At 57.4% G+C, this 18,324-nt stretch carries 17 protein-coding genes and 2 pseudogenes; 10 read left to right on the forward strand and 9 right to left on the reverse strand.

The features are described 5' to 3' along the window. Positions 1-10: 10 nt before the first annotated feature. The 3 genes from HMPREF1024_RS23540 (at position 11) to ptrB (ending at position 3,338) form a co-directional block, all read left to right on the forward strand. Positions 11-358 carry a YebG family protein gene (locus HMPREF1024_RS23540; protein ID WP_004175424.1) on the forward strand — a complete coding sequence of 116 codons (348 nt, stop codon included), beginning with the start codon at positions 11-13 and terminating at the stop codon, positions 356-358. A gap of 139 nt (positions 359-497) precedes the next feature. After that, the gene (locus tag HMPREF1024_RS23535) at positions 498-1,157 is read left to right on the forward strand and encodes a tellurite resistance TerB family protein (RefSeq protein WP_004145550.1); all 660 of its coding nucleotides are present in this window, start codon (positions 498-500) and stop codon (positions 1,155-1,157) included. Positions 1,158-1,277: 120 nt separating this feature from the next. Beyond that, entirely contained in the window at positions 1,278-3,338 is a 2,061-nt protein-coding gene (gene ptrB, locus HMPREF1024_RS23530) for an oligopeptidase B (protein ID WP_004151449.1), read from the forward strand. A gap of 3 nt (positions 3,339-3,341) precedes the next feature. Here the strand turns inward: ptrB and exoX are convergent, their stop codons facing one another. Both exoX and HMPREF1024_RS23520 read right to left on the reverse strand, forming a co-directional pair. After that, complete coding sequence (gene exoX, locus HMPREF1024_RS23525; protein WP_002911407.1) at positions 3,342-4,001, reverse strand: exodeoxyribonuclease X; 660 nt, start codon at positions 3,999-4,001, stop codon at positions 3,342-3,344. Positions 4,002-4,079: 78 nt separating this feature from the next. Continuing rightward, positions 4,080-4,310, reverse strand: coding sequence for a DNA polymerase III subunit theta (locus HMPREF1024_RS23520; protein WP_002911406.1), 231 nt, complete (start codon positions 4,308-4,310; stop codon positions 4,080-4,082). A 112-nt stretch (positions 4,311-4,422) separates the two neighbouring features. Here HMPREF1024_RS23520 and yobA point away from each other — a divergent pair, with 112 nt between their 5' ends. From yobA to HMPREF1024_RS23505, 3 genes are read left to right on the forward strand one after another with little or no spacing between them, the layout of a single operon-like run. Further along, a complete protein-coding gene (gene yobA, locus HMPREF1024_RS23515; protein WP_004151448.1) occupies positions 4,423-4,797 on the forward strand; it encodes a CopC domain-containing protein YobA in 375 nt (124 codons plus the stop codon). Positions 4,798-4,800: 3 nt separating this feature from the next. Then, positions 4,801-5,670, forward strand: a complete 870-nt coding sequence (gene copD, locus HMPREF1024_RS23510; protein ID WP_009307538.1) for a copper homeostasis membrane protein CopD — start codon at positions 4,801-4,803, stop codon at positions 5,668-5,670. Between the two features lie 16 nt (positions 5,671-5,686). Beyond that, the gene (locus HMPREF1024_RS23505) at positions 5,687-6,025 is read left to right on the forward strand and encodes a YebY family protein (protein WP_009307539.1); all 339 of its coding nucleotides are present in this window, start codon (positions 5,687-5,689) and stop codon (positions 6,023-6,025) included. Positions 6,026-6,661: 636 nt separating this feature from the next. Here HMPREF1024_RS23505 and HMPREF1024_RS30390 read toward each other — a convergent pair. Both HMPREF1024_RS30390 and HMPREF1024_RS23500 read right to left on the reverse strand, forming a co-directional pair. Next, positions 6,662-6,805, reverse strand: coding sequence for an Ecr family regulatory small membrane protein (locus tag HMPREF1024_RS30390; RefSeq protein ID WP_002911398.1), 144 nt, complete (start codon positions 6,803-6,805; stop codon positions 6,662-6,664). A gap of 107 nt (positions 6,806-6,912) precedes the next feature. After that, positions 6,913-7,878, reverse strand: a pseudogene (locus HMPREF1024_RS23500) (VirK/YbjX family protein); the annotation flags it as partial. Positions 7,879-8,034: 156 nt separating this feature from the next. Between HMPREF1024_RS23500 and pphA the strand changes: the two are divergent. Continuing rightward, positions 8,035-8,688 carry a protein-serine/threonine phosphatase gene (gene pphA / locus HMPREF1024_RS23495; protein ID WP_009307541.1) on the forward strand — a complete coding sequence of 218 codons (654 nt, stop codon included), beginning with the start codon at positions 8,035-8,037 and terminating at the stop codon, positions 8,686-8,688. Here the strand turns inward: pphA and HMPREF1024_RS23490 are convergent. The 5 genes from HMPREF1024_RS23490 to yebS form a co-directional block, all read right to left on the reverse strand. Beyond that, a complete protein-coding gene (locus HMPREF1024_RS23490) occupies positions 8,685-8,876 on the reverse strand; it encodes a YebW family protein (protein ID WP_002911395.1) in 192 nt (63 codons plus the stop codon). The two genes, pphA and HMPREF1024_RS23490, sit on opposite strands and share 4 nt — an antisense overlap. A 97-nt stretch (positions 8,877-8,973) precedes the next feature. Then, on the reverse strand, positions 8,974-9,213 hold the full coding sequence (locus tag HMPREF1024_RS23485) for a YebV family protein (protein ID WP_002911393.1): 240 nt from the start codon (positions 9,211-9,213) through the stop codon (positions 8,974-8,976). 115 nt (positions 9,214-9,328) lie between these two features. Then, positions 9,329-10,762: a 16S rRNA (cytosine(1407)-C(5))-methyltransferase RsmF gene (rsmF, locus tag HMPREF1024_RS23480; protein ID WP_004148845.1), complete on the reverse strand. Its 1,434-nt coding sequence runs from the start codon at positions 10,760-10,762 to the stop codon at positions 9,329-9,331. Between the two features lie 123 nt (positions 10,763-10,885). Beyond that, positions 10,886-13,519: a PqiB family protein gene (locus HMPREF1024_RS23475; protein WP_002911388.1), complete on the reverse strand. Its 2,634-nt coding sequence runs from the start codon at positions 13,517-13,519 to the stop codon at positions 10,886-10,888. After that, positions 13,488-14,771: a membrane integrity lipid transport subunit YebS gene (yebS, locus tag HMPREF1024_RS23470; RefSeq protein WP_002911387.1), complete on the reverse strand. Its 1,284-nt coding sequence runs from the start codon at positions 14,769-14,771 to the stop codon at positions 13,488-13,490. The genes HMPREF1024_RS23475 and yebS overlap by 32 nt, the downstream gene beginning before the upstream one ends. 132 nt (positions 14,772-14,903) lie before the next feature. On the opposite strand from yebS, the pseudogene HMPREF1024_RS23465 reads away from it, so the two are divergent. From HMPREF1024_RS23465 to prc, 3 genes and pseudogenes are all read left to right on the forward strand, one after another. Continuing rightward, positions 14,904-15,417, forward strand: a pseudogene (locus HMPREF1024_RS23465) (GAF domain-containing protein). 81 nt (positions 15,418-15,498) lie between these two features. Next, complete coding sequence (proQ, locus tag HMPREF1024_RS23460) at positions 15,499-16,176, forward strand: RNA chaperone ProQ (RefSeq protein ID WP_002911385.1); 678 nt, start codon at positions 15,499-15,501, stop codon at positions 16,174-16,176. Between the two features lie 19 nt (positions 16,177-16,195). Continuing rightward, on the forward strand, positions 16,196-18,244 hold the full coding sequence (prc, locus tag HMPREF1024_RS23455; RefSeq protein ID WP_004145536.1) for a carboxy terminal-processing peptidase: 2,049 nt from the start codon (positions 16,196-16,198) through the stop codon (positions 18,242-18,244). The last annotated feature ends 80 nt before the right edge of the window (positions 18,245-18,324 follow it).

Raw genomic sequence — 18,324 nt, forward strand, 5'->3', positions numbered from 1 at the left:
AGGCTGCAGTATGGCGGTTGAAATTAAATATGTGGTGATCCGCGAAGGTGAGGAAAAAATGTCTTTTGCCAGCAAAAAAGAGGCCGACGCTTACGACAAAATGCTCGATCTGGCAGAGGTGCTGAATGACTGGCTGGTGGCATCGCCGCTGGAGATGGATGACGTCCAGCGCGATACCATGGCGATGTGGCTGGCGGAGCGTAAAGAAGCGCTGCAGCATATCCTGCGAGTTGGCCGACTGCCGGAGCAAGAGACGCCCGCACAGGACGCCTCCGCGCCGTCGGCTACCGCCGAGACTTCTCCGGCGGGTGATGACGCCGTGCCGGCGGCCAAAGCGCGCAAAGCCAAGGCAGCCTGAACGCTGGCGGTCAGTCACTGGTCGGTCGGCTCCGATGCTGCCGTCGCACGTACCTTTGCGCATCTTTAGCCATATCTAACATTTCCTGACATCGCGTCGTTTAGGCTGATAACAGTGTTTGTCACCTGAGAGGAAAACCATGGCTAACTGGCTACATCAACTGCAGTCGCTGCTCGGGCAGCAGGGTGCGTCACCGTCCGGCGAGTCGTCAAAAGGGAGCGGCCTGCTGCCCGGCGCCATCGGTGGGCTGGCCGGATTGCTGGTGGCCAGCAAATCGTCACGCAAATTGTTGGCGAAATATGGCACTAGCGCGCTGCTGGCAGGCGGCGGGGCGGTGGCGGGCACGGTGTTATGGAACAAGTATCAGCAGAAAATGCGCGCGCAGAATACGTCCGCCCAGGCGCCTGAGACGGCAGCGGCGCCGACGGATGTCGATCCGCGTAGCGTCCGGCTGATCACGGCCCTGGTATTTGCCGCGAAAAGCGACGGTCATATTGATGACCACGAGCGGGCGAATATTGAAACTCAGCTGCGGGCGGCCAATATTGACGTTCAGGCCCGGGTGCTAATTGACCAGGCGCTGGCCCAGCCGCTGGATCCGCAGCGTCTCGCCGAGGGCATCATCGACCCGCAGGAGGCGCTGGAGATCTACTACGTCAGCTGCGCGGTGATTGATATCGACCATTTTATGGAGCGTAGCTACCTTAATGCGCTGGGAGACGCCCTGGCGCTGCCGAAAGATGTCCGGGCCGATATAGAACAGGATATCCAGTCACAAAAACAAGCGCTAAGCGTCTAAATCATCACGTTTCGCTTGCATCGCTCGCGTCTTTTGCCACCCTTATAGACACGTCATCATTCAGGCGCCACCCTGCGCCCTGAATGCTCTTGTGTCACGATAAAGCAGCAGAAGAATAACATGCCACCTAAAGCTAAACGGATCCCTCACGCCATGACCTTGCATGGCGATACACGCATCGATAATTATTACTGGCTGCGCGACGATGAGCGCGCGCGACCTGACGTGCTGGAGTATCTGCACGCGGAGAACGCTTACGGCAAGCAAGTGATGGATTCGCAGCTCAGCCTGCAGGAGCGTCTGCTGAAGGAGATTATCGACCGCATTCCGCAGCGGGAAGTCTCTGCCCCCTACAGTAAAAACGGCTTTCGCTACCGTCAGGTGTATGAGCCGGGCTGCGAATACGCTATCTACCAGCGGCAGTCGGTGCTGAAAGAAGAGTGGGATGAGTGGGAGATCCTGCTCGATGCCAACCAGCGTGCGGCGAAGAGCGAGTTCTACACCCTGGGCGGACTGGGCATTGCGCCCAACAACCAGCTAATGGCGGTGGCGGAAGATTACCTTTCCCGCCGCCAGTACGGCCTGCGCTTTTGCGACCTCAGCAACGGCGAGTGGTACCCGGAAATCCTCGAAAATGTCACCTCCGGCTTTGCCTGGAGCAACGATTCACGCTTTGTTTGGTATGTGCGTAAACATCCCACCACGCTGCTCCCTTATCAGGTCTGGCGCCACACCGTCGGGACACCGGCGCAGAGCGACGCGCTGGTCTACGAGGAAAAAGATGAGACCTTCTACGTCAGCGTGCATAAAACCACCTCCCAGCAGTTCGTGGTAATTTATCTCTCCAGCGCCACCACCAGCGAAGTGCTGCTGCTCAACGCCGAACTGCCAGACGCCGAGCCGGTCTGCTTTCTGCCACGGCGTAAAGATCATGAATACAGTCTTGATCACTATCAGCACGCTTTCTATCTTCGTTCCAACCGGGAGGGGAAGAATTTCGGCCTCTACCGTACCGTGCTGCGTGATGAAGAACAGTGGACCACGCTGATCCCCCCGCGTCACGACGTGATGCTCGAAGGATTTACCCTGTTTACCGACTGGCTGGTTGTGGAAGAGCGTCAGCGTGGCCTGACCAGTCTGCGGCAAATTAACCGCAAGACCCGGGAGGTGGTGGGGATCGCTTTTGACGATCCGGCCTATGTCACCTGGCTTGCCTATAATCCGGAGCCCGAAACGTCGCGACTGCGCTACGGCTATTCCTCCATGACTACGCCGGATACGCTGTTTGAACTGGATATGGATACCGGCGAACGAAGAGTGATCAAACAGCAGGAGGTAAAGGGGCTGGATACGAGCTGCTACCAGAGCGAACACCTGTGGGTGACCGCCCGCGATGGCGTCGAAGTTCCGGTCTCTCTGGTCTACCATCGCGAACATTTTCGCAAAGGGAGCAACCCGCTGCTGGTCTATGGCTATGGCTCATATGGCGAGAGTATCGATGCCGATTTCAGCGCCAGCCGGCTGAGCCTGCTCAACCGCGGCTTTGTCTACGCCATCGCCCACGTCCGCGGCGGCGGCGAGCTGGGTCAGCAATGGTATGAAGACGGTAAATTCCTGTGTAAGAAAAATACCTTCAACGACTATCTGGACGTCTGTGACGCGCTGCTTGCCCAGGGGTACGGCGATCCGCGGCTTTGCTACGGCATGGGGGGCAGCGCCGGCGGAATGCTGATGGGCGTGGCCGTGAATGAACGGCCAGAGCTGTTCCATGGCGTGATAGCCCAGGTGCCGTTCGTCGATGTGGTGACCACCATGCTGGATGAAACTATTCCGCTGACCACCGGCGAATTTGAAGAGTGGGGAAATCCGCAGGATGAAACCTATTATCACTATATGAAAAGCTACAGTCCCTATGACGGCGTGAGGGCGCAGGCCTATCCCCACATGCTGGTGACTACCGGTCTGCATGATTCCCAGGTGCAATACTGGGAGCCGGCTAAATGGGTGGCGAAACTGCGGGAACTGAAAACCGACGATAACCTGCTGCTGCTCTGCACCGATATGGATTCCGGACATGGCGGAAAATCCGGGCGCTTTAAAAGCTATGAAGGGGTGGCGCTGGAGTACGCCTTTTTCATCGCCCTGGCGCAGGGGACACTGCCGGGAAAAGCGGCAGTGTAGGCGCTATTCCCCGAGGTAATGCCTGAGCGTCAGGCGCAGTTCGGGGCTCATGCGGTCGAGATTGTTGAATAACCAGCGCAGATAGCCTGGATCGTTTTCAGCAATCTCGGCGACGGCCTTACCCCGGTATTTGCCGAAGGTAAAAGTAGTCAGCAGCGCCGGCCGACCGGTGATATCGGCCATTTCGTCAGGGGTCCAGCCGGAAACATTGATGATATCCAGCAGCAGCGCGGCGGTGATATAGCAGTCATACAGCGCCCGGTGGTGATGCAGTCCCGGCGGCGTAGTCACGTTCAGCTTACGTGATTTATATAACCCCATATTGCTGTATTTGATTCCCGGCCACAGGCGTCGGGCCAGCTTCATCGTACAGATCCACTCGCCGTGCATCTCCGGCAACACCCGGCGATCGAAGCTGGCGTTATGCGCGACGTACCACGGGCTGCCATGATAGTGCGGAATAATCTCCTCAATCCACGGCTTATCAGCGACCATCTCTTCCGTGATCCGGTGGATAGCCATCGCCTGCGGGCTGATGGGCCGATCGGGACGCACCAGATGGCTCATGGGATTGGTAATTTGCCCGTCGACTATATCGACCGAGGCGATTTCAACGATGCCCCCCTGCAGGCCGCAGGTTTCGGTATCAATGACGCGCAGCATGGCTCGCTCCAGAGCAAAACAATAAGCGTAATGGAATTGGCCGGGCTTGCCAACCGACGGGGAGGAGGCGAGCGCGCATTATTTCTGTTTCGGCTCCCACGGTAGTCGCGAAAGGGAGACGGAGGCCAGCCGATGGGCGATCAGTCGTTCACGGAACCAGTCGCGCAGATGTGCAGGCTGTTCACGCTCGACTAAATCAGCGACCACCGGCATATTGTACCGCTCCTTAAAAGCAACGCCGGCGGCGGCGAGATCGACATTGACTTTATCCATCTCATCTTGCGAAATTTTGGCCAGATTTCTTTCCATCATCCACTCCACTCTGCTTATAAATCCGGTCAGGGCCAGATGCCTGGCTCGACTCTGGCATTATACAGGGTTATTCTCTGTGCTACAGACATAACAAAAGGGAATGACGAATATGCGACTTCTTGCTGGACGCGCGTTGCGCCTCTCCGTTGCGCTTGCCGGGATGTTAACCGCGGCGGGCGCCTTCGCCCACGCTCACCTGCAGCAGCAGATCCCGACCGCCGGGGCGCAGCTTTCAGCTTCCCCACAGACGCTGACGCTCAGTTTTTCCGAAGGTATTGAACCCGCATTCAGCGGCGTGACCGTCACCGGTCCGCAGCAGCATGCGGTGGCTACCGGAAAACTGACCCGCAGCGCCGATAATCCGGCCGAGGTCACGTTACCTTTGGCGGAAGCCTTGCCGCCGGGAGAGTACACCGTGGCATGGCATGTGGTCTCGGTGGATGGTCATAAAACCAAAGGGCAATATACCTTTAGCGTGAAGTAAGCGATGCTGACCGGGCTCTATATTACCCTGCGCTTTGGGCACTTTATCTCCCTGATGCTGGCTTTTGGCTGCGTGCTGTATGGCGCCTGGTGGGCGCCGGTACCGCTGAGACGCGTGCTGATGCTGCGCTTTTATCCACTACTGCGCCCGCTGCTGCTGATCGGCGCGATCTCTACGCTGGCGCTGTATCTCCTGCAGGGAGGAATGATGGGCGAAGGCTGGACGGATGTCTGGCGACCCGCCGTCTGGCAGGCGGTGGCCGGGACCCACTTTGGTGGAGTGTGGATCTGGCAGATCCTACTGGCGTGGATCGCGCTTGCGGTAGTGTGGATCCGTCCCCGTCACGGCGCCCGCCAGCTGGTGGCCCTGCTGGCGGCACAGCTGCTGCTTTCCGCCGGGGTAGGGCACGCCGCTATGCACGATGGTCTCACCGGCGTGCTGCAGCGGACAAACCACGCTGTGCATCTCTTCTGCGTCGCCAGCTGGTTTGGCGGTCTGTTGCCCTTTATCTATTGCCTGCGCCTGGCGCAGGGGCGCTGGCGGCCGGCCGCGGTCTATACCATGGCGCGCTTTTCACGTTACGGGCATCTGGCCGTCGCCGGCACGATTGCCAGCGGAGCGCTCAATGCGCTGTTGATCCAGGGAGGATTGATTGGCGCATCGCCGTGGGGACGCATGTTGTTGATCAAATGTGCGCTGGTCGCCGGGATGGTGGTAATTGCGTTAGTGAACAGGTATGTTCTGGTACCGCGCATGTCGGCAAGCGGTTCGCGGGCGGAAAGCCTGATCCTGCGAACCACGCAGGCTGAAATAGGGCTGGGCGCGCTGGCGCTGCTGGCCGTCAGTCTGTTTGCCACCTGGGAACCTTATTGAATTAACTGGCAAAATCATGAAAAAAATTGTTCTGACCATGTTGTTACTGGCAAGCTCCGGGGCTGCTCTGGCAGCGCCACAAATTATCACCGTGAGCCGTTTTGAGGTGGGGAAGGAGAGCTGGGCGTTCAACCGGGAAGAGGTTATGTTGACCTGTCGACCGGGTAACGCGCTTTACGCCATCAACCCGAGCACGCTGGTTCAGTATCCGCTCAATGAGGTGGCTGAGCAGCAGGTCAAAGCCGGCAAAACCACCGCGCAGCCGATCTCAGTGATCCAGAACGACGATCCGCAGCATCCGGGACAAAAAATGAGCCTCGCGCCCTTTATCGAGCGAGCGCAGAAGCTCTGCTAAACTTTCTCGCTATCCTGCTGTAATAACATTAAAAAAACCGCCCTTGCCGGACAACGGCAGTGGCGGTTTTTTCGCTGGCAGGGGCCCCCTTTCCAGGAATTATGCAGCCACTTTGGCCGCGGACTGGAAAAGCTGACGCGTTAAACTATTCTTATAGTGCAAGGCGACTTAGCCTGCATTAATGCCAACTTTTAGCGCACGGCTCTCTCCCAAGAGCCATTTCCCTGGACCGAATACAGGAATCGTATTCGGTCTCTTTTTATCTTTATCTGTCTTCTTTCTCAATAGCCAGCGACATCCTGTCAGTCAAACACCCGCTGGCCTCTGGATGTCCCGTTATAGCACACCGTTTTTAGCATACACAATTCATTTACACATAAATCGCATCCTGTGGAAGGGGGAGGTGGCAAAGGTGGAACCGTAAACGAGGGCGGAGAAAAGAAAAAACCTGCACCTAAACAGGCCCGGCGTGCAGGTTAACTGGCGGGCCAACATCGGAAGCCTGCTAGTATACATATTTGTATGATAAATAAAATAAGCAAAATCTAAACGATTTGGCAATTCATGCGATTACACCTCGCCGGCTGACGAGGTGGCATAAATAATAAGCACGAGCACTTTTGCGGGCGGAAAATATTATTGCGGAACGCTGAATGTAGGGTATATCTGACTTTCCAGATAGCAGAGCAATAGCCAAATTTCATCGCTGAAAATAAACCATATGCTCCCGAGCAGAATGACCGCCAGAATAATCAGCAGAAAAATTTCGGTTTTACTCATTATGCAAGCGACTATCCGGTGGCCTTCGGGGACCCTGATAGTAGCGAAATATTGACATAATAAGCAAACGCCATGTTGTAATTCGGCTTCACCGACAGCGCAATTTTATCACCGGCATGCCGCTGCGTCAATATTGCCACCTGCTCCGTCAGCTGATCCAGCAGCTGGAATCGCCGCCGATATTCAGCCCGTTTTTTACTGGCGATACTCTCCAGCGATTTTCTTTCCAGACATAGCGGTAGCCGCCAGCGCCAGGGGCTTTCCGGCTGGCCGTCGATAGACTGCCAGAACTCGTCGTAGCTGGCGTGGAAATGGCGGCCTTTGCTCAGGCGATAGCGCAGGGCGCGGAACACGTGACCATTATCGCTGACGCCGTAAATAGCCGCGATTTGGCTGCGCGCGGCCAGCTGCCAGATAAACTCCAGCAGCAGGCGCTTCGGAAACAGGCCGTAGCAGGCGCGAGTCGCCTGCTTTATCACCTCATGAGAAACGTGACGTCGTGGCCCCTGCAGACCGCCGATAACCAGCTGCCAGGCATCGTGATCACGGGTTACGCTGAAGGTGGCGCTGGCCAGCAGGGTGTGGTCGCTGTCGCGCAGCCACAGAGTGGTTTCACCCTCACGTTCGGCTTTGCCTGCCGAGGAGGCATAAAGAGTAAACCGGCGGTCCTCTTTTCCGTTTAACGTCAGCAGCGGGACCTCAGACACCGCGGTCATAGCGTGCGCCAGCCGCGATCCGCGTAGGGTGTCGATATAACGATAATGGTTGATTACCGCCACCGCCCGCTGCCAGGCGTTGAGATCGCGGGTCAGATATTGACGGTGTACTTTGCCCGGCAGCGTAGCCTGCGCGGCCAGCAGCTGATTAAAATCATCCCGAGCGCTGAGCGCTTCCAGCATCGCTCTGGTGGCGTTATAAAATAAGGCCGTGCGCAGCAAAAACTTAAAGCGGTAATTTTTTTGCCGCCAGATGGGGGCAGGTGTCAATCTGCCCATCACCAGATCGGCAATAAGATGCGAGCGCGGCGCTAGCACGCCGGATGAATGCAGGCTATTGTCTGTCACGATAAACACCTCGTTGTGATTTCCCCCTATTTTAAAGCGAGCCACTGACAAGCTTAATCCTCTGGCGGACTATATTTGCCGTCTGTTTAAAATTGATTGAGGTGTAAATTAAATTCCGTGGACCTTTGCTGGAATTACCTATAATTACCGCTGAGAGGTAATTATATGTATCAACGTATTAACGGCAGCGACTGGCGTAATATCTGGCTGATGGGCGATCTGCATGGCTGCTTTGCGCTGCTGATGAATCGCCTGCGTCAGCTGCGTTTTGATCCCTGGGCCGATCTGCTGATCTCGGTGGGCGATCTGATCGATCGCGGGCCGCAGAGCGCCGATTGTCTTGGCCTGTTGCGCTGTCGCTGGTTCAGGGCCGTTCGGGGGAATCATGAGCAGATGGCGCTGGAGGCGCTGGAGAGCGGAGATATGCGGCTCTGGCAGATGAACGGTGGCGACTGGTACGTCAAGGGCGATGCGCGGCAGCGGGCCGACGTCGATCGGCTGCTGGCGCACTGTCGGCGGCTACCGTTGATTATTGAAGTGGAATGCAAGAAAGCGCGGCATGTGATCGCCCACGCCGATTACCCGGCGCCGGTCTATCGCTGGCAGCAGCCGGTGGATCCCCAACGGGTACTATGGAGCCGCCATCGTCTGAGTGAACACCTGGCGGGGCGCCATGGCGCTATTGGCGGCGCAGACCATTTCTGGTTTGGCCATACGCCGCTTCAGGCGCGTTATGACCACGATAATCAACACTATATTGATACGGGCGCTGTGTTTGGTGGGACGCTGACGCTGGTGGCGCTGCAGTCGGCAGGCTAAAAGTCGCTGTATTCGCTGGCGGGTTGCCAGAAGCCATCAATAAAATCTTCTATCGGGTAGCAGCCACCGTGGCGGATCCGCTGATCCTCCATCGCCACTAAGCACTGCGTTTCCTCGCGGTAGACGTCAACCACAATGTCCTCGCAGCCGCCATCCAGATAGCAAATAAACAACACTAAGGCAAACATCCTGGCCTCATGCTCGGGTTCACATACTATTTAGTGTAGGGGATGACGGCGGGACGGGGAAATAAATAACCCGTCTCAGGCGACGGGTTCATTGGTGTCAGGCAAGGCGCATGACCCAGGCATCGGACTGGCGGTCGTAATGTTTACGGTAGAGAACGGAATGTTCGCCATTGAGAATCGCGGGCACGCTGGTGTCGGCATCCCAGGCGTCAAGCTGCATACATAAGTCTGGATCGGATTTGCAGGGTATGCTTAACGTTCGCTCACCCTGATGCTCACCGTGCAGTTCGGCATCGTCTATTTCGAACGCGCCGATGCGGACATTGGTTTTACTCATCGCTTCACCCCATTTTTCAGCTGAGTTGTGGTACGACCAGTTATGGCCGTTATTTTTCAGCGTAGTCAATGGGGCGAAAAGCGCCAGTCAAAAAGTGCGCATTTTTTGCGCGGCCTCACACCTTGCCGGCAAAAAGTTTTCCATCGCGCACCAGTTCGCGCGGATAGCTGTTCTTCAGTCGGGAGCCGACGCGCTTCGCCAGGCCCAGCGGGACGCCCTGGAAGGTCACAATGGTTTCATCCTGCCCAGGCGCGGTTTGCGGATAGACGTCGCGCCCGCGATACCATTCTTCCGCTTCCTCCTGCGACAGCTCGAAGGCGCGCTGCGGCGCGGCAAAGGCGATAACCGCCTCATGCTGCCAGCGGTACCCCTTATTGTGCAGCTCCGCCAGGCGCACGCCGATGCGAGAAAAGCGCACCTTGCCGAACAGGGGCTCCAAAGCCAGCGGAAACAGCCACAGCTCTTTATCCCGCTGCCACAGCGTATGGCCTGCGTCCCACTCCAGGCCAACAGCCCTGGCGGCGGCAGTTACCGCGGCGGCCTCCCGGTCCTTCAGCGGCGTAAACGGGAATTTACCGACCTTATAGCCTGGCGCCGGGAGCGGATCGATCGCCGCAGTTTTGCGCAACCTCGCGACAAAGAAGCCTTCGCAATCGTAAATTTGCGGAAAAACGTGCAGAAAACCTTCCGCGGTTAAGGCGTCGGCTGCGCCGGGAAACAACTCTCCCAGCGGCAGGATCTCCACCGCCTGCGGATAGCGGGACAGCAGCCACTCAATGACCGATTGATTTTCTTCACGATTCAGGGTGCAGGTGGAATACACCAGCGTCCCGCCAGGGCGCAGAGCATGGAAGGCGCTGTCGATAAGCTCGCGCTGAGTGGCGGCGATGTCGAGGTTGCTCTCCGGCGACCAGTTTTTCAGCGCGTCGGCGTCTTTACGTACAACCCCTTCGCCGGAGCAGGGGGCGTCAAGCAGGATGGCATCGAAGGTTTCGGGCAAGGCCGCGCCAAAAACCCGGCCGTCGAAGTGGGTCAGAGCGACGTTGCTGATGCCGCAGCGGCTGATGTTGGCATGCAGCACCTTCACCCGGCTGGCGGAGAATTCATTGGCGAGAATGCCGCCCGCGTTGCCCATTCGGGCTGCAATTTGGGTGGTTTTCGATCCCGGGGCGGCGGCAACGTCCATCACCCGTTCGGGCTGCCGGTTATCGGCGAACAGGGCGGCGACCGGCAGCATCGAACTGGCTTCCTGAATATAGAACAGCCCGCTGAGATGTTCGGCGGTACTGCCCAGCGGCAGCGCGTCGTCATCCTCTCGCTCGATCCAGAATCCCTCTGCGCACCAGGGCACCGGCGCGAGCTGCCAGCCGTAGGGGGCAACCAGAGAGAGGAAATCATCGACGCTAATCTTCAGCGTATTGACGCGAATACTGCGGCGTAGCGGGCGCTGACAGGCGGCGATAAAGTCGTCGAAAGAGAGATGCGCTGGCATCGCCGCGCGCATTTGAGCGAGAAACGCTTCAGGGAAATAGACAGTATTTTCAGCCACGGGCAGCGCACCACAGAAAAAAAGGGTGCGCAGTTTAGCACAAACGCCCCGGCGCGTGACACCGGGGCGTGCGGTTTACCCTCTCCCCGCGCCCGGCGTTGCCCGGGGCGGGAGAAGGGGGCATTACTGCGGCAGAGCGGTGCCCCACTCCCGCCACTCTTTCGGCTCGCTCTCCTGCAGCAGGAAGTGCTTGCCATCCTGGGCCTTCGGCGCCAGCGGCGTGCCCGGCGGCGTGGCAAAGGCGATCCCGCCGCGGATAAACTGATTGAAGGTACCGGTTTTCACCACCCCGCCAATCAGGCCGAAGTCGAGGCTGTAACCCGAGGCCAGCCAGAACACCGAGTTATTACGTACCAGGTACTGGTAGCGCTTACTGATGCGCAGCTTAACCATCACCCGGTCAGACATCGACCCCAGCGACAGTCCGGTAACCGTCCCGACTTCCAGTCCGCGGAACAGGACCGGCGTACCGATGCCAAGCGACCCCGCCTCCGGCGCTTCCACCACGATGTTCAGGCCGTCGATATAACGCGAATCGCTGATCGTCGTATCCTGGATCTCAAAATCGCGTCGTGCCGGGCCGCGGCCGGGCTCAACGTTGATGTAGGCCTGGAACAGGGTGTCGAGATGTTCCACGCCCGCGGCGGAGATTTGCGGAGTGATCACCGAGAAGCGGGTCCCGGCGCGAGCGAAGGTGCCGACGTATTCCGGATAGAGCACCGCTTTCGCCTGCACTTCGTTTTTGGCGGTGATTAGCTCCAGCGACTGGATTTGACCGATGTCGATGCCGAGATAACGAATCGGCATCCCGGCCGCCATCTTCCCGGCGTCGTACGCGTGCAGGGTGATTTGGCCGCCCACGGCGCGCGCCGCCGTTTCAGATGCATAAAGGATACGTTTGTTATTCAGCCGTGCTCCGGCGCTGCTGCCATTGAGGTTATCGAAACTGATCGCCCCTTTGATCGCGCGCGCCAGCGGCGAGGCCTGCACGGTGAGTCCGTTACCGTCAAGCTTGACCTTCGCACCGCCTTCCGCCCAGAAGACGCTGTTGTTGGTCAGCAGGTAGCGGTACTCCGGCTTGATATGCAGATCGATATCGAATGCATCCTTGCGCGGTTTGACGGCGATGATCTCGCCGACGGCAAATTTACGATACAGCACCACCGAGCCGGCCTGAACGTCAGGCAGCGTCTCAGCAGACAGGCTCAGGGTAGTGGTCGGCACTTCGCTCAGGCTATTTTCCTGCGCCTTTTCAAGGTTAGCGTACAGCGGATAGCTGCTTTGCATTTTGCCTTTTTCGCCCGGGATCACCCTGATCCCGCCGTTCACCCATTCGCTGGCGCTGGCGCCCAGCACCTGCACGCCGTCGAGCCCCACTTTGACGTCCAGACGACTGTTAACCACAAATTTGCTGTCGCCGTGAATTAGATCGCGGTATTCAGGATCAATGGCAACCTGAAAGGTTACCCCTTTGGCCGTCAGTTTACGCTCCAGCACCTGGCCGACTTTTACTCCGTGCAGCACCAGCGGCTGACCGCCGTCGATGCCGTAGCTTTCCGGCGCCGAGAGGGTAACGGTGGCGACGTTGGGCTCATCCAGCAGCGCTTTATCCGCGGGCATTACCGAGAAGTGATTGCGTGGCTCGCCTTCGCCGGGCACCAGCTCAAAGGTATTGCCGGTGAGTAGGGTGCTAATGCTGGGGTTATCGAGGGAGAGCTTCGGCTTCTTCATCTGAATCAGCGTTTTCTCCCGCAGCAGCGTCACCACGCTCGGGTCGACGGTCATCTCGCCAGTAACTTTGCCGCCGGGGTTTAGATTCAGTTTGCTTAACTGGCCCACCTCCAGCCCCTGATACATGAGCGGCGTCGAGCCTGCTTTCAGTCCGTCGCCATCAGGCAGATCGAGGGTCACTACCACGCCGCGCTGGCTATGCGCCAGATCTTCATACAGGTGATATTCATCGTTTTGCGAGGCGACATGCGAATCGGCGGGGGAGTCAAAGGCGATGGCGCCGTTCACCAGCGCGGACAGGTTCTCCAGTTGCACTTTGGCCCCGCTCAGGCCGACGTCGGCCTTGACGCCTGAGACGTTCCAGAAGCGGCTGCCTTTTTTCACCAGATTGGTAAACCGGCGCTCAATTAGCACATCGATGGTCACCCCCTGATTATTGGCATTCAGGGAATAGTCATACACCCGCCCGACCGGGATTTTTCGGAAGTAGACCAGCGAGCCGCTGTTCAGAGAGCCAAGATCCGGCGCCTGCAGGTGGATCATTAGCTCGCCGTTGTTGATGCGGTATTTAGGTTGGGTGTCGAGGGCGACAAAGTGATCTTCGGGTTCACCCTTGCCCGGCATCATGCCGATGTAGTTCCCGCCCACCAGCGCATCGAGGCCCGATACGCCTGCCAGAGAGGCTTTCGGCGTGACCAGCCAGAACTGGGTCTCTTTGCGCAGCGCATCTTTCATATCGCGTTTGATGCTGGCCGAAACCTCAATCTTACTCAGATCTTTACTGAGGCTAATATCCTGGACGGTGCCGACTTCAACCCCCTGATAGCGGATCGGCGTCCGTCCCGGCACGATGCCGTTCGCGGACTGGAAATCAATCGTAATCGTCGATCCGCGGTCGTCAAAGCTGGTCCAGATTAGCCAGGCGGCAATCAGCAACGCGATGACCGGCAGCAGCCAGAATGGCGAAATACGGCGTTTGGTTTTTATTCTGGCTTCAGTCTGCGAAGCGGGCGTTTCCTGACTCATGTGCGTCCCAAAGTAAGCGGCTGTCCAGCCATTCAACTGCAAGAATAGTTAAAATTACCGCGCCGCCAAAGTAAACCGCAGCCGGCCCCATGGTGAAGGCGAGGAGCTGATCGCGATTTATTAGCGACATGGTGAGTGAGATAACAAACAGATCCAGCATCGACCAACGGCCAATCCAGGTGATTAGCCGCAGCAGCAGGATGCGGGTGCGCAATCCCTGCTCGCACTTGAATTGTATGCTGAGCAGCAGGGTAAATAACACTATAACTTTGGTGAATGGCACCAAAATACTGGCGATAAACACGACCCCGGCAATGGCGATATTGCTGCTGGCCAGGGAGATGATCCCCGAGAGGATCGTGTCGTCCTGGCGCGCGCCGTTGACGTAGATGATGGAGATTGGCAACAGGTTGGCCGGAAAGAGGAAAACCAGCGAGGCAATCAGCGCCGCCCAGCTGCGCTGCAGGCTCTGCGGTCGGCGATGATGCAGCGGCGTGTGGCAGCGTCGGCAGCGGCCGCGCGCGTCGCGATAGCCGGTGTAATGGCAGCCGGTGCACACCTGCAGATTATTATCGGCGCGGGTCGCCGGACGCTCGGGATAGAAACGCTCCCATAGCTCTTCGACGTTCATATGAATAAGCGTCAGGATGCTCAACAACGTCAGGGAGATAAACGCCACCAGACCGATGCCCGGCTGCAGGAAGGCGTAATCCTGCACCTTGATGGAGGCGACGCCGATGCCCACCAGATAGATATCCAGCATCACCCACTCTTTAAGCTTGCCGAGCATCAGCAGCACCGGCCGCAGGTTCATCCCCAGCACATTGCCCAGCCAGAGATAGCTGATGGAGACCACCAGCAGCACCGGGGCGACTACCGCGCAAAACAGCACCATGGCGGCGGTAATCGGATCGCCCTGCGCGGTCATCTGCCAGATCCCCTGCAGGACGTTGGCGTCGATGCGTACGCCCAACAGATGCAGGCGCAGCAAAGGCTCAGACCAGGCGAAAGGCATGAGCAATAGCATCGCGAGGGCCATGCTGCCCAGGCGGGTCAGCGACCAGTCGCGGCCATCGCGCACCTTCGCGTTACAGCGCGGACACCAGGCGCTTTGGTTGCGTTTGAGCACCGGTAAGCGGAAGAGCATGTCACACTGCGTACAGCGCTGATAATGCGCATAGGGAAGCGGCGTGCTGACGGTATGCACGACCATCTTTTTCGCAGGTTTGAGGGTGGGTGTTTTTATCGGCATTTATTACGTACAGGAATGAATGTATCTCACTATCTTAACCTATGAATGAATTCATCTTGAGCCCAAGCGCATTTAATGCTTATTTTAGTAGGCTGTACGTATCAGGCAGTAAGACAACAAAGTGAAGATATAATGAGCAAAACAGAATTTTACGCGGATCTGAACCGCGATTTCCAGGCATTAATGGCAGGTGAAACCAGTTTTCTGGCGATGATCGCCAATACCAGCGCGCTGTTGTTCGAGCGGCTGAGCGAGGTCAACTGGGCCGGTTTCTACCTTCTGGAAGGCGATACCCTGGTGTTGGGACCGTTCCAGGGCAAACTGGCCTGCGTGCGGATCCCGGTCGGGCGAGGCGTATGCGGCGCGGCGGTGGCGCAGGCTCAGGTCCAGCGCGTCGAGGACGTCCACGCCTTTGACGGCCACATTGCCTGCGATGCCGCCAGTAATTCGGAAATTGTCTTCCCTCTGCGCGTGAATGGCCAGATTATCGGCGTGCTGGATATCGATAGTCCGGCTTACGGGCGCTTCACCGCTGAAGATGAGCAGGGGTTGCGCACGCTGGTCGAGCATCTGGAAAAACTCATTGCGGCCACGGATTATCAAAAAATCTTTACCCGTGTCGTGGGATAATCAACGGATAACGTAGCATTTAGCGAGGACGTCATTATAATGTCGCCTGTTCATGCCTGCGGCTTGTTGGCTACGTCCGTTGTAATCAGGAAATTTCATGGAAAATCAACCTAAGTTGAATAGCAGTAAAGAAGTTATCGCCTTTCTGGCCGAACGTTTCCCGCAGTGCTTTAGCGCTGAAGGTGAAGCGCGCCCCCTGAAAATCGGAATTTTTCAGGATCTCGTTGAGCGAGTGGGTGGTGAGATGAATCTCAGCAAGACCCAGCTTCGCGCTGCATTACGTCTCTACACGTCCAGCTGGCGTTATCTGTACGGCGTAAAAGCCGGCGCTATTCGCGTTGACCTGGATGGCAATCCGTGCGGCGAACTGGAAGAGCAGCACATTGCCCATGCGCGTCAGCAGCTGGAAGAAGCGAAAGCTCGCGTTCAGGCGCAGCGCGCAGCCCAGCAGGCGAAAAAACGCGAAGCCGCTGCGGCCGCAGGCCAGCAGGATGAAGGCGTTCGCCGCGAGCGTAAACCGCGTCCTCAGCAGCCGCGTCGTAAAGAAGGCGCTGAACAGCGTAAACCGCGTCCTGTTGCGGCCAAAGCCCCGCGTGAAGAGCGTCTTACTCCGGTATCGGATGTTTCCGTTCTGACCGTCGGCCAGGCGCTGAAGGTAAAAGCAGGCAATAACGCCATGGACGCCACCGTTCTGGAAATCACCAAAGATGGCGTTCGTGTACAGCTGACTTCTGGTATGTCAATGATTGTACGCGCAGAACACCTGGTGTTCTGAAACGGAGGCCGGGCCAGGCATGAACACATTTTTTAAAATCACCGCGCTTGCGGGCCTGCTGGCAATAGCAGGCCATGCATTCGCTGTTGATGACATAACCCGCGCAGATCAAATCCCCGTGCTGAAAGAAGAGCCGCAGCACGCGACGGTAAGCGAGCGCGTGACGTCGCGCTTTACCCGCTCTCATTACCGTCAGTTTGATCTCGACAACGCCTTCTCGGCAAAGATTTTTGACCGTTACCTGAACCTGCTGGACTACAGCCACAATGTGCTGCTGGCCAGCGATGTGGCGAAGTTTGCGGCTAAAAAAGACCAAATTGGCGATGAGCTGCGCAGCGGGAAACTGGACGTTTTTTACGACCTCTACAACCTGGGGCAGCAGCGCCGCTTCGAGCGCTATCAGTATGCGCTGAAGGTGCTTGAACGTCCGATGGACTTTACCGGCAATGATAATTTCAACCTTGACCGCTCCAAAGCGCCGTGGCCAAAAGACGAGGCCGAGCTGAACAAGCTGTGGGACGCTAAGGTTAAGTTTGACCAGTTAAGCCTGAAGCTGGCGGGTAAAGACGATAAAGAGATCCGCGACACCTTAACCCGTCGCTATAAGTTTGCTATCCGTCGCCTGGCGCAAACCAACAGCGAAGATGTCTTCTCGCTGGCGATGACCGCCTTCGCTCGCGAAATCGATCCGCACACAAATTATCTGTCGCCGCGTAATACCGAGCAGTTCAACACCGAAATGAGCCTCTCACTCGAGGGGATCGGCGCCGTGCTGCAGATGGATGATGACTATACCGTCATTAATTCGCTGGTGGCGGGCGGTCCAGCCGCGAAAAGCAAAGCGATCAGCGTCGGCGATCGCATCGTTGGCGTTGGCCAGACCGGGAAGTCGATGGTTGATGTCATCGGCTGGCGTCTGGATGACGTCGTGGCGCTGATTAAAGGGCCGAAGGGCAGCAAGGTTCGTCTTGAAATCCTGCCGGCCGGTAAAGGAGCCAAGACGCGTATTGTAACGCTGACCCGCGAGCGCATTCGTCTGGAAGACCGTGCGGTGAAGATGTCGGTGAAAACCGTCGGGAAAGAAAAAGTCGGCGTGCTGGATATTCCAGGCTTTTACGTTGGCCTGACCGATGACGTGAAAGTGCAGCTGCAGAAGCTGGAAAAACAGAACGTCAGCAGCATCATCATTGACCTGCGCAGCAACGGCGGCGGAGCGCTGACAGAGGCGGTATCGCTCTCGGGTCTGTTTATTCCGTCCGGTCCGGTGGTGCAGGTGCGGGATAATAATGGCAAAGTGCGCGAAGACAGCGACAACGATGGCGTGGTTTATTACAAAGGGCCGCTGGTGGTGCTGGTTGACCGCTTTAGCGCCTCGGCGTCTGAGATCTTCGCCGCAGCGATGCAGGACTATGGCCGCGCGCTGATCGTTGGCGAACCGACCTTCGGTAAAGGGACGGTACAGCAGTATCGCTCGTTGAATCGTATTTACGATCAAATGCTGCGTCCGGAGTGGCCGGCGTTGGGTTCCGTCCAGTACACCATCCAGAAGTTCTATCGTATTAACGGCGGCAGTACGCAGCGCAAAGGCGTGACGCCGGATATCATGATGCCAACCGGCAATGAAGATCGCGAAACCGGCGAGCAGTATGAAGACAACGCGCTGCCGTGGGATAGCATCAACGCGGCCACCTATGTGAAGTCCGGGGATCTGACCCCGTTTGGACCGGAGCTGCTCAAGCGCCACGACGAGCGTATTGCGCAGGATCCTGAATTCCAGTACATCATGAAGGATATTGCCCGTTATAACGCGATGAAGGACAAACGTAACATCGTCTCTCTGAACTACGCCCAGCGTGAGAAAGAGAACGAAGAAGATGATGCGATTCGTCTGGCGCGGATTAACGATCGCCTGAAACGCGAAGGCAAGCCGCCGCTGAAAAAACTGGACGATCTGCCGAAGGATTACCAGGAGCCGGATCCGTATCTTGATGAAACGGTCCATATCGCGGTAGACCTGGCGCATCTGGAAAAAGCGCGCCCGGCGGTGGAACCGCCGGCCAGCAAATAAGTTGCTAACGGGCACCCTGAGAGGTGCCCGTTTTTTTTGTGCGCGTTGTCATCGCCATTCAGCTCATCTAACAAAATGTC

Source organism: Klebsiella sp. 4_1_44FAA, from assembly GCF_000238715.1.
Lineage (GTDB): Bacteria > Pseudomonadota > Gammaproteobacteria > Enterobacterales > Enterobacteriaceae > Klebsiella > Klebsiella pneumoniae.

Bases quoted from the DNA above. Each gene is read 5' to 3' on its own strand.
- HMPREF1024_RS23490 (WP_002911395.1), bottom strand. From the start codon at position 8,876: ATGTTTGCCTTAGTGTTGTTTATTTGCTATCTGGATGGCGGCTGCGAG.
- HMPREF1024_RS23520 (WP_002911406.1), bottom strand. From the start codon at position 4,310: ATGGAAAGAAATCTGGCCAAAATTTCGCAAGATGAGATGGATAAAGTC.
- prc (WP_004145536.1), top strand. From the start codon at position 16,196: ATGAACACATTTTTTAAAATCACCGCGCTTGCGGGCCTGCTGGCAATA.
- yobA (WP_004151448.1), top strand. From the start codon at position 4,423: ATGCGACTTCTTGCTGGACGCGCGTTGCGCCTCTCCGTTGCGCTTGCC.
- HMPREF1024_RS23535 (WP_004145550.1), top strand. From the start codon at position 498: ATGGCTAACTGGCTACATCAACTGCAGTCGCTGCTCGGGCAGCAGGGT.
- HMPREF1024_RS23475 (WP_002911388.1), bottom strand. From the start codon at position 13,519: ATGAGTCAGGAAACGCCCGCTTCGCAGACTGAAGCCAGAATAAAAACC.
- copD (WP_009307538.1), top strand. From the start codon at position 4,801: ATGCTGACCGGGCTCTATATTACCCTGCGCTTTGGGCACTTTATCTCC.
- HMPREF1024_RS23540 (WP_004175424.1), top strand. From the start codon at position 11: ATGGCGGTTGAAATTAAATATGTGGTGATCCGCGAAGGTGAGGAAAAA.
- HMPREF1024_RS30390 (WP_002911398.1), bottom strand. From the start codon at position 6,805: ATGAGTAAAACCGAAATTTTTCTGCTGATTATTCTGGCGGTCATTCTG.
- HMPREF1024_RS23505 (WP_009307539.1), top strand. From the start codon at position 5,687: ATGAAAAAAATTGTTCTGACCATGTTGTTACTGGCAAGCTCCGGGGCT.
- yebS (WP_002911387.1), bottom strand. From the start codon at position 14,771: ATGCCGATAAAAACACCCACCCTCAAACCTGCGAAAAAGATGGTCGTG.
- exoX (WP_002911407.1), bottom strand. From the start codon at position 4,001: ATGCTGCGCGTCATTGATACCGAAACCTGCGGCCTGCAGGGGGGCATC.
- ptrB (WP_004151449.1), top strand. From the start codon at position 1,278: ATGCCACCTAAAGCTAAACGGATCCCTCACGCCATGACCTTGCATGGC.
- pphA (WP_009307541.1), top strand. From the start codon at position 8,035: ATGTATCAACGTATTAACGGCAGCGACTGGCGTAATATCTGGCTGATG.
- proQ (WP_002911385.1), top strand. From the start codon at position 15,499: ATGGAAAATCAACCTAAGTTGAATAGCAGTAAAGAAGTTATCGCCTTT.
- HMPREF1024_RS23485 (WP_002911393.1), bottom strand. From the start codon at position 9,213: ATGAGTAAAACCAATGTCCGCATCGGCGCGTTCGAAATAGACGATGCC.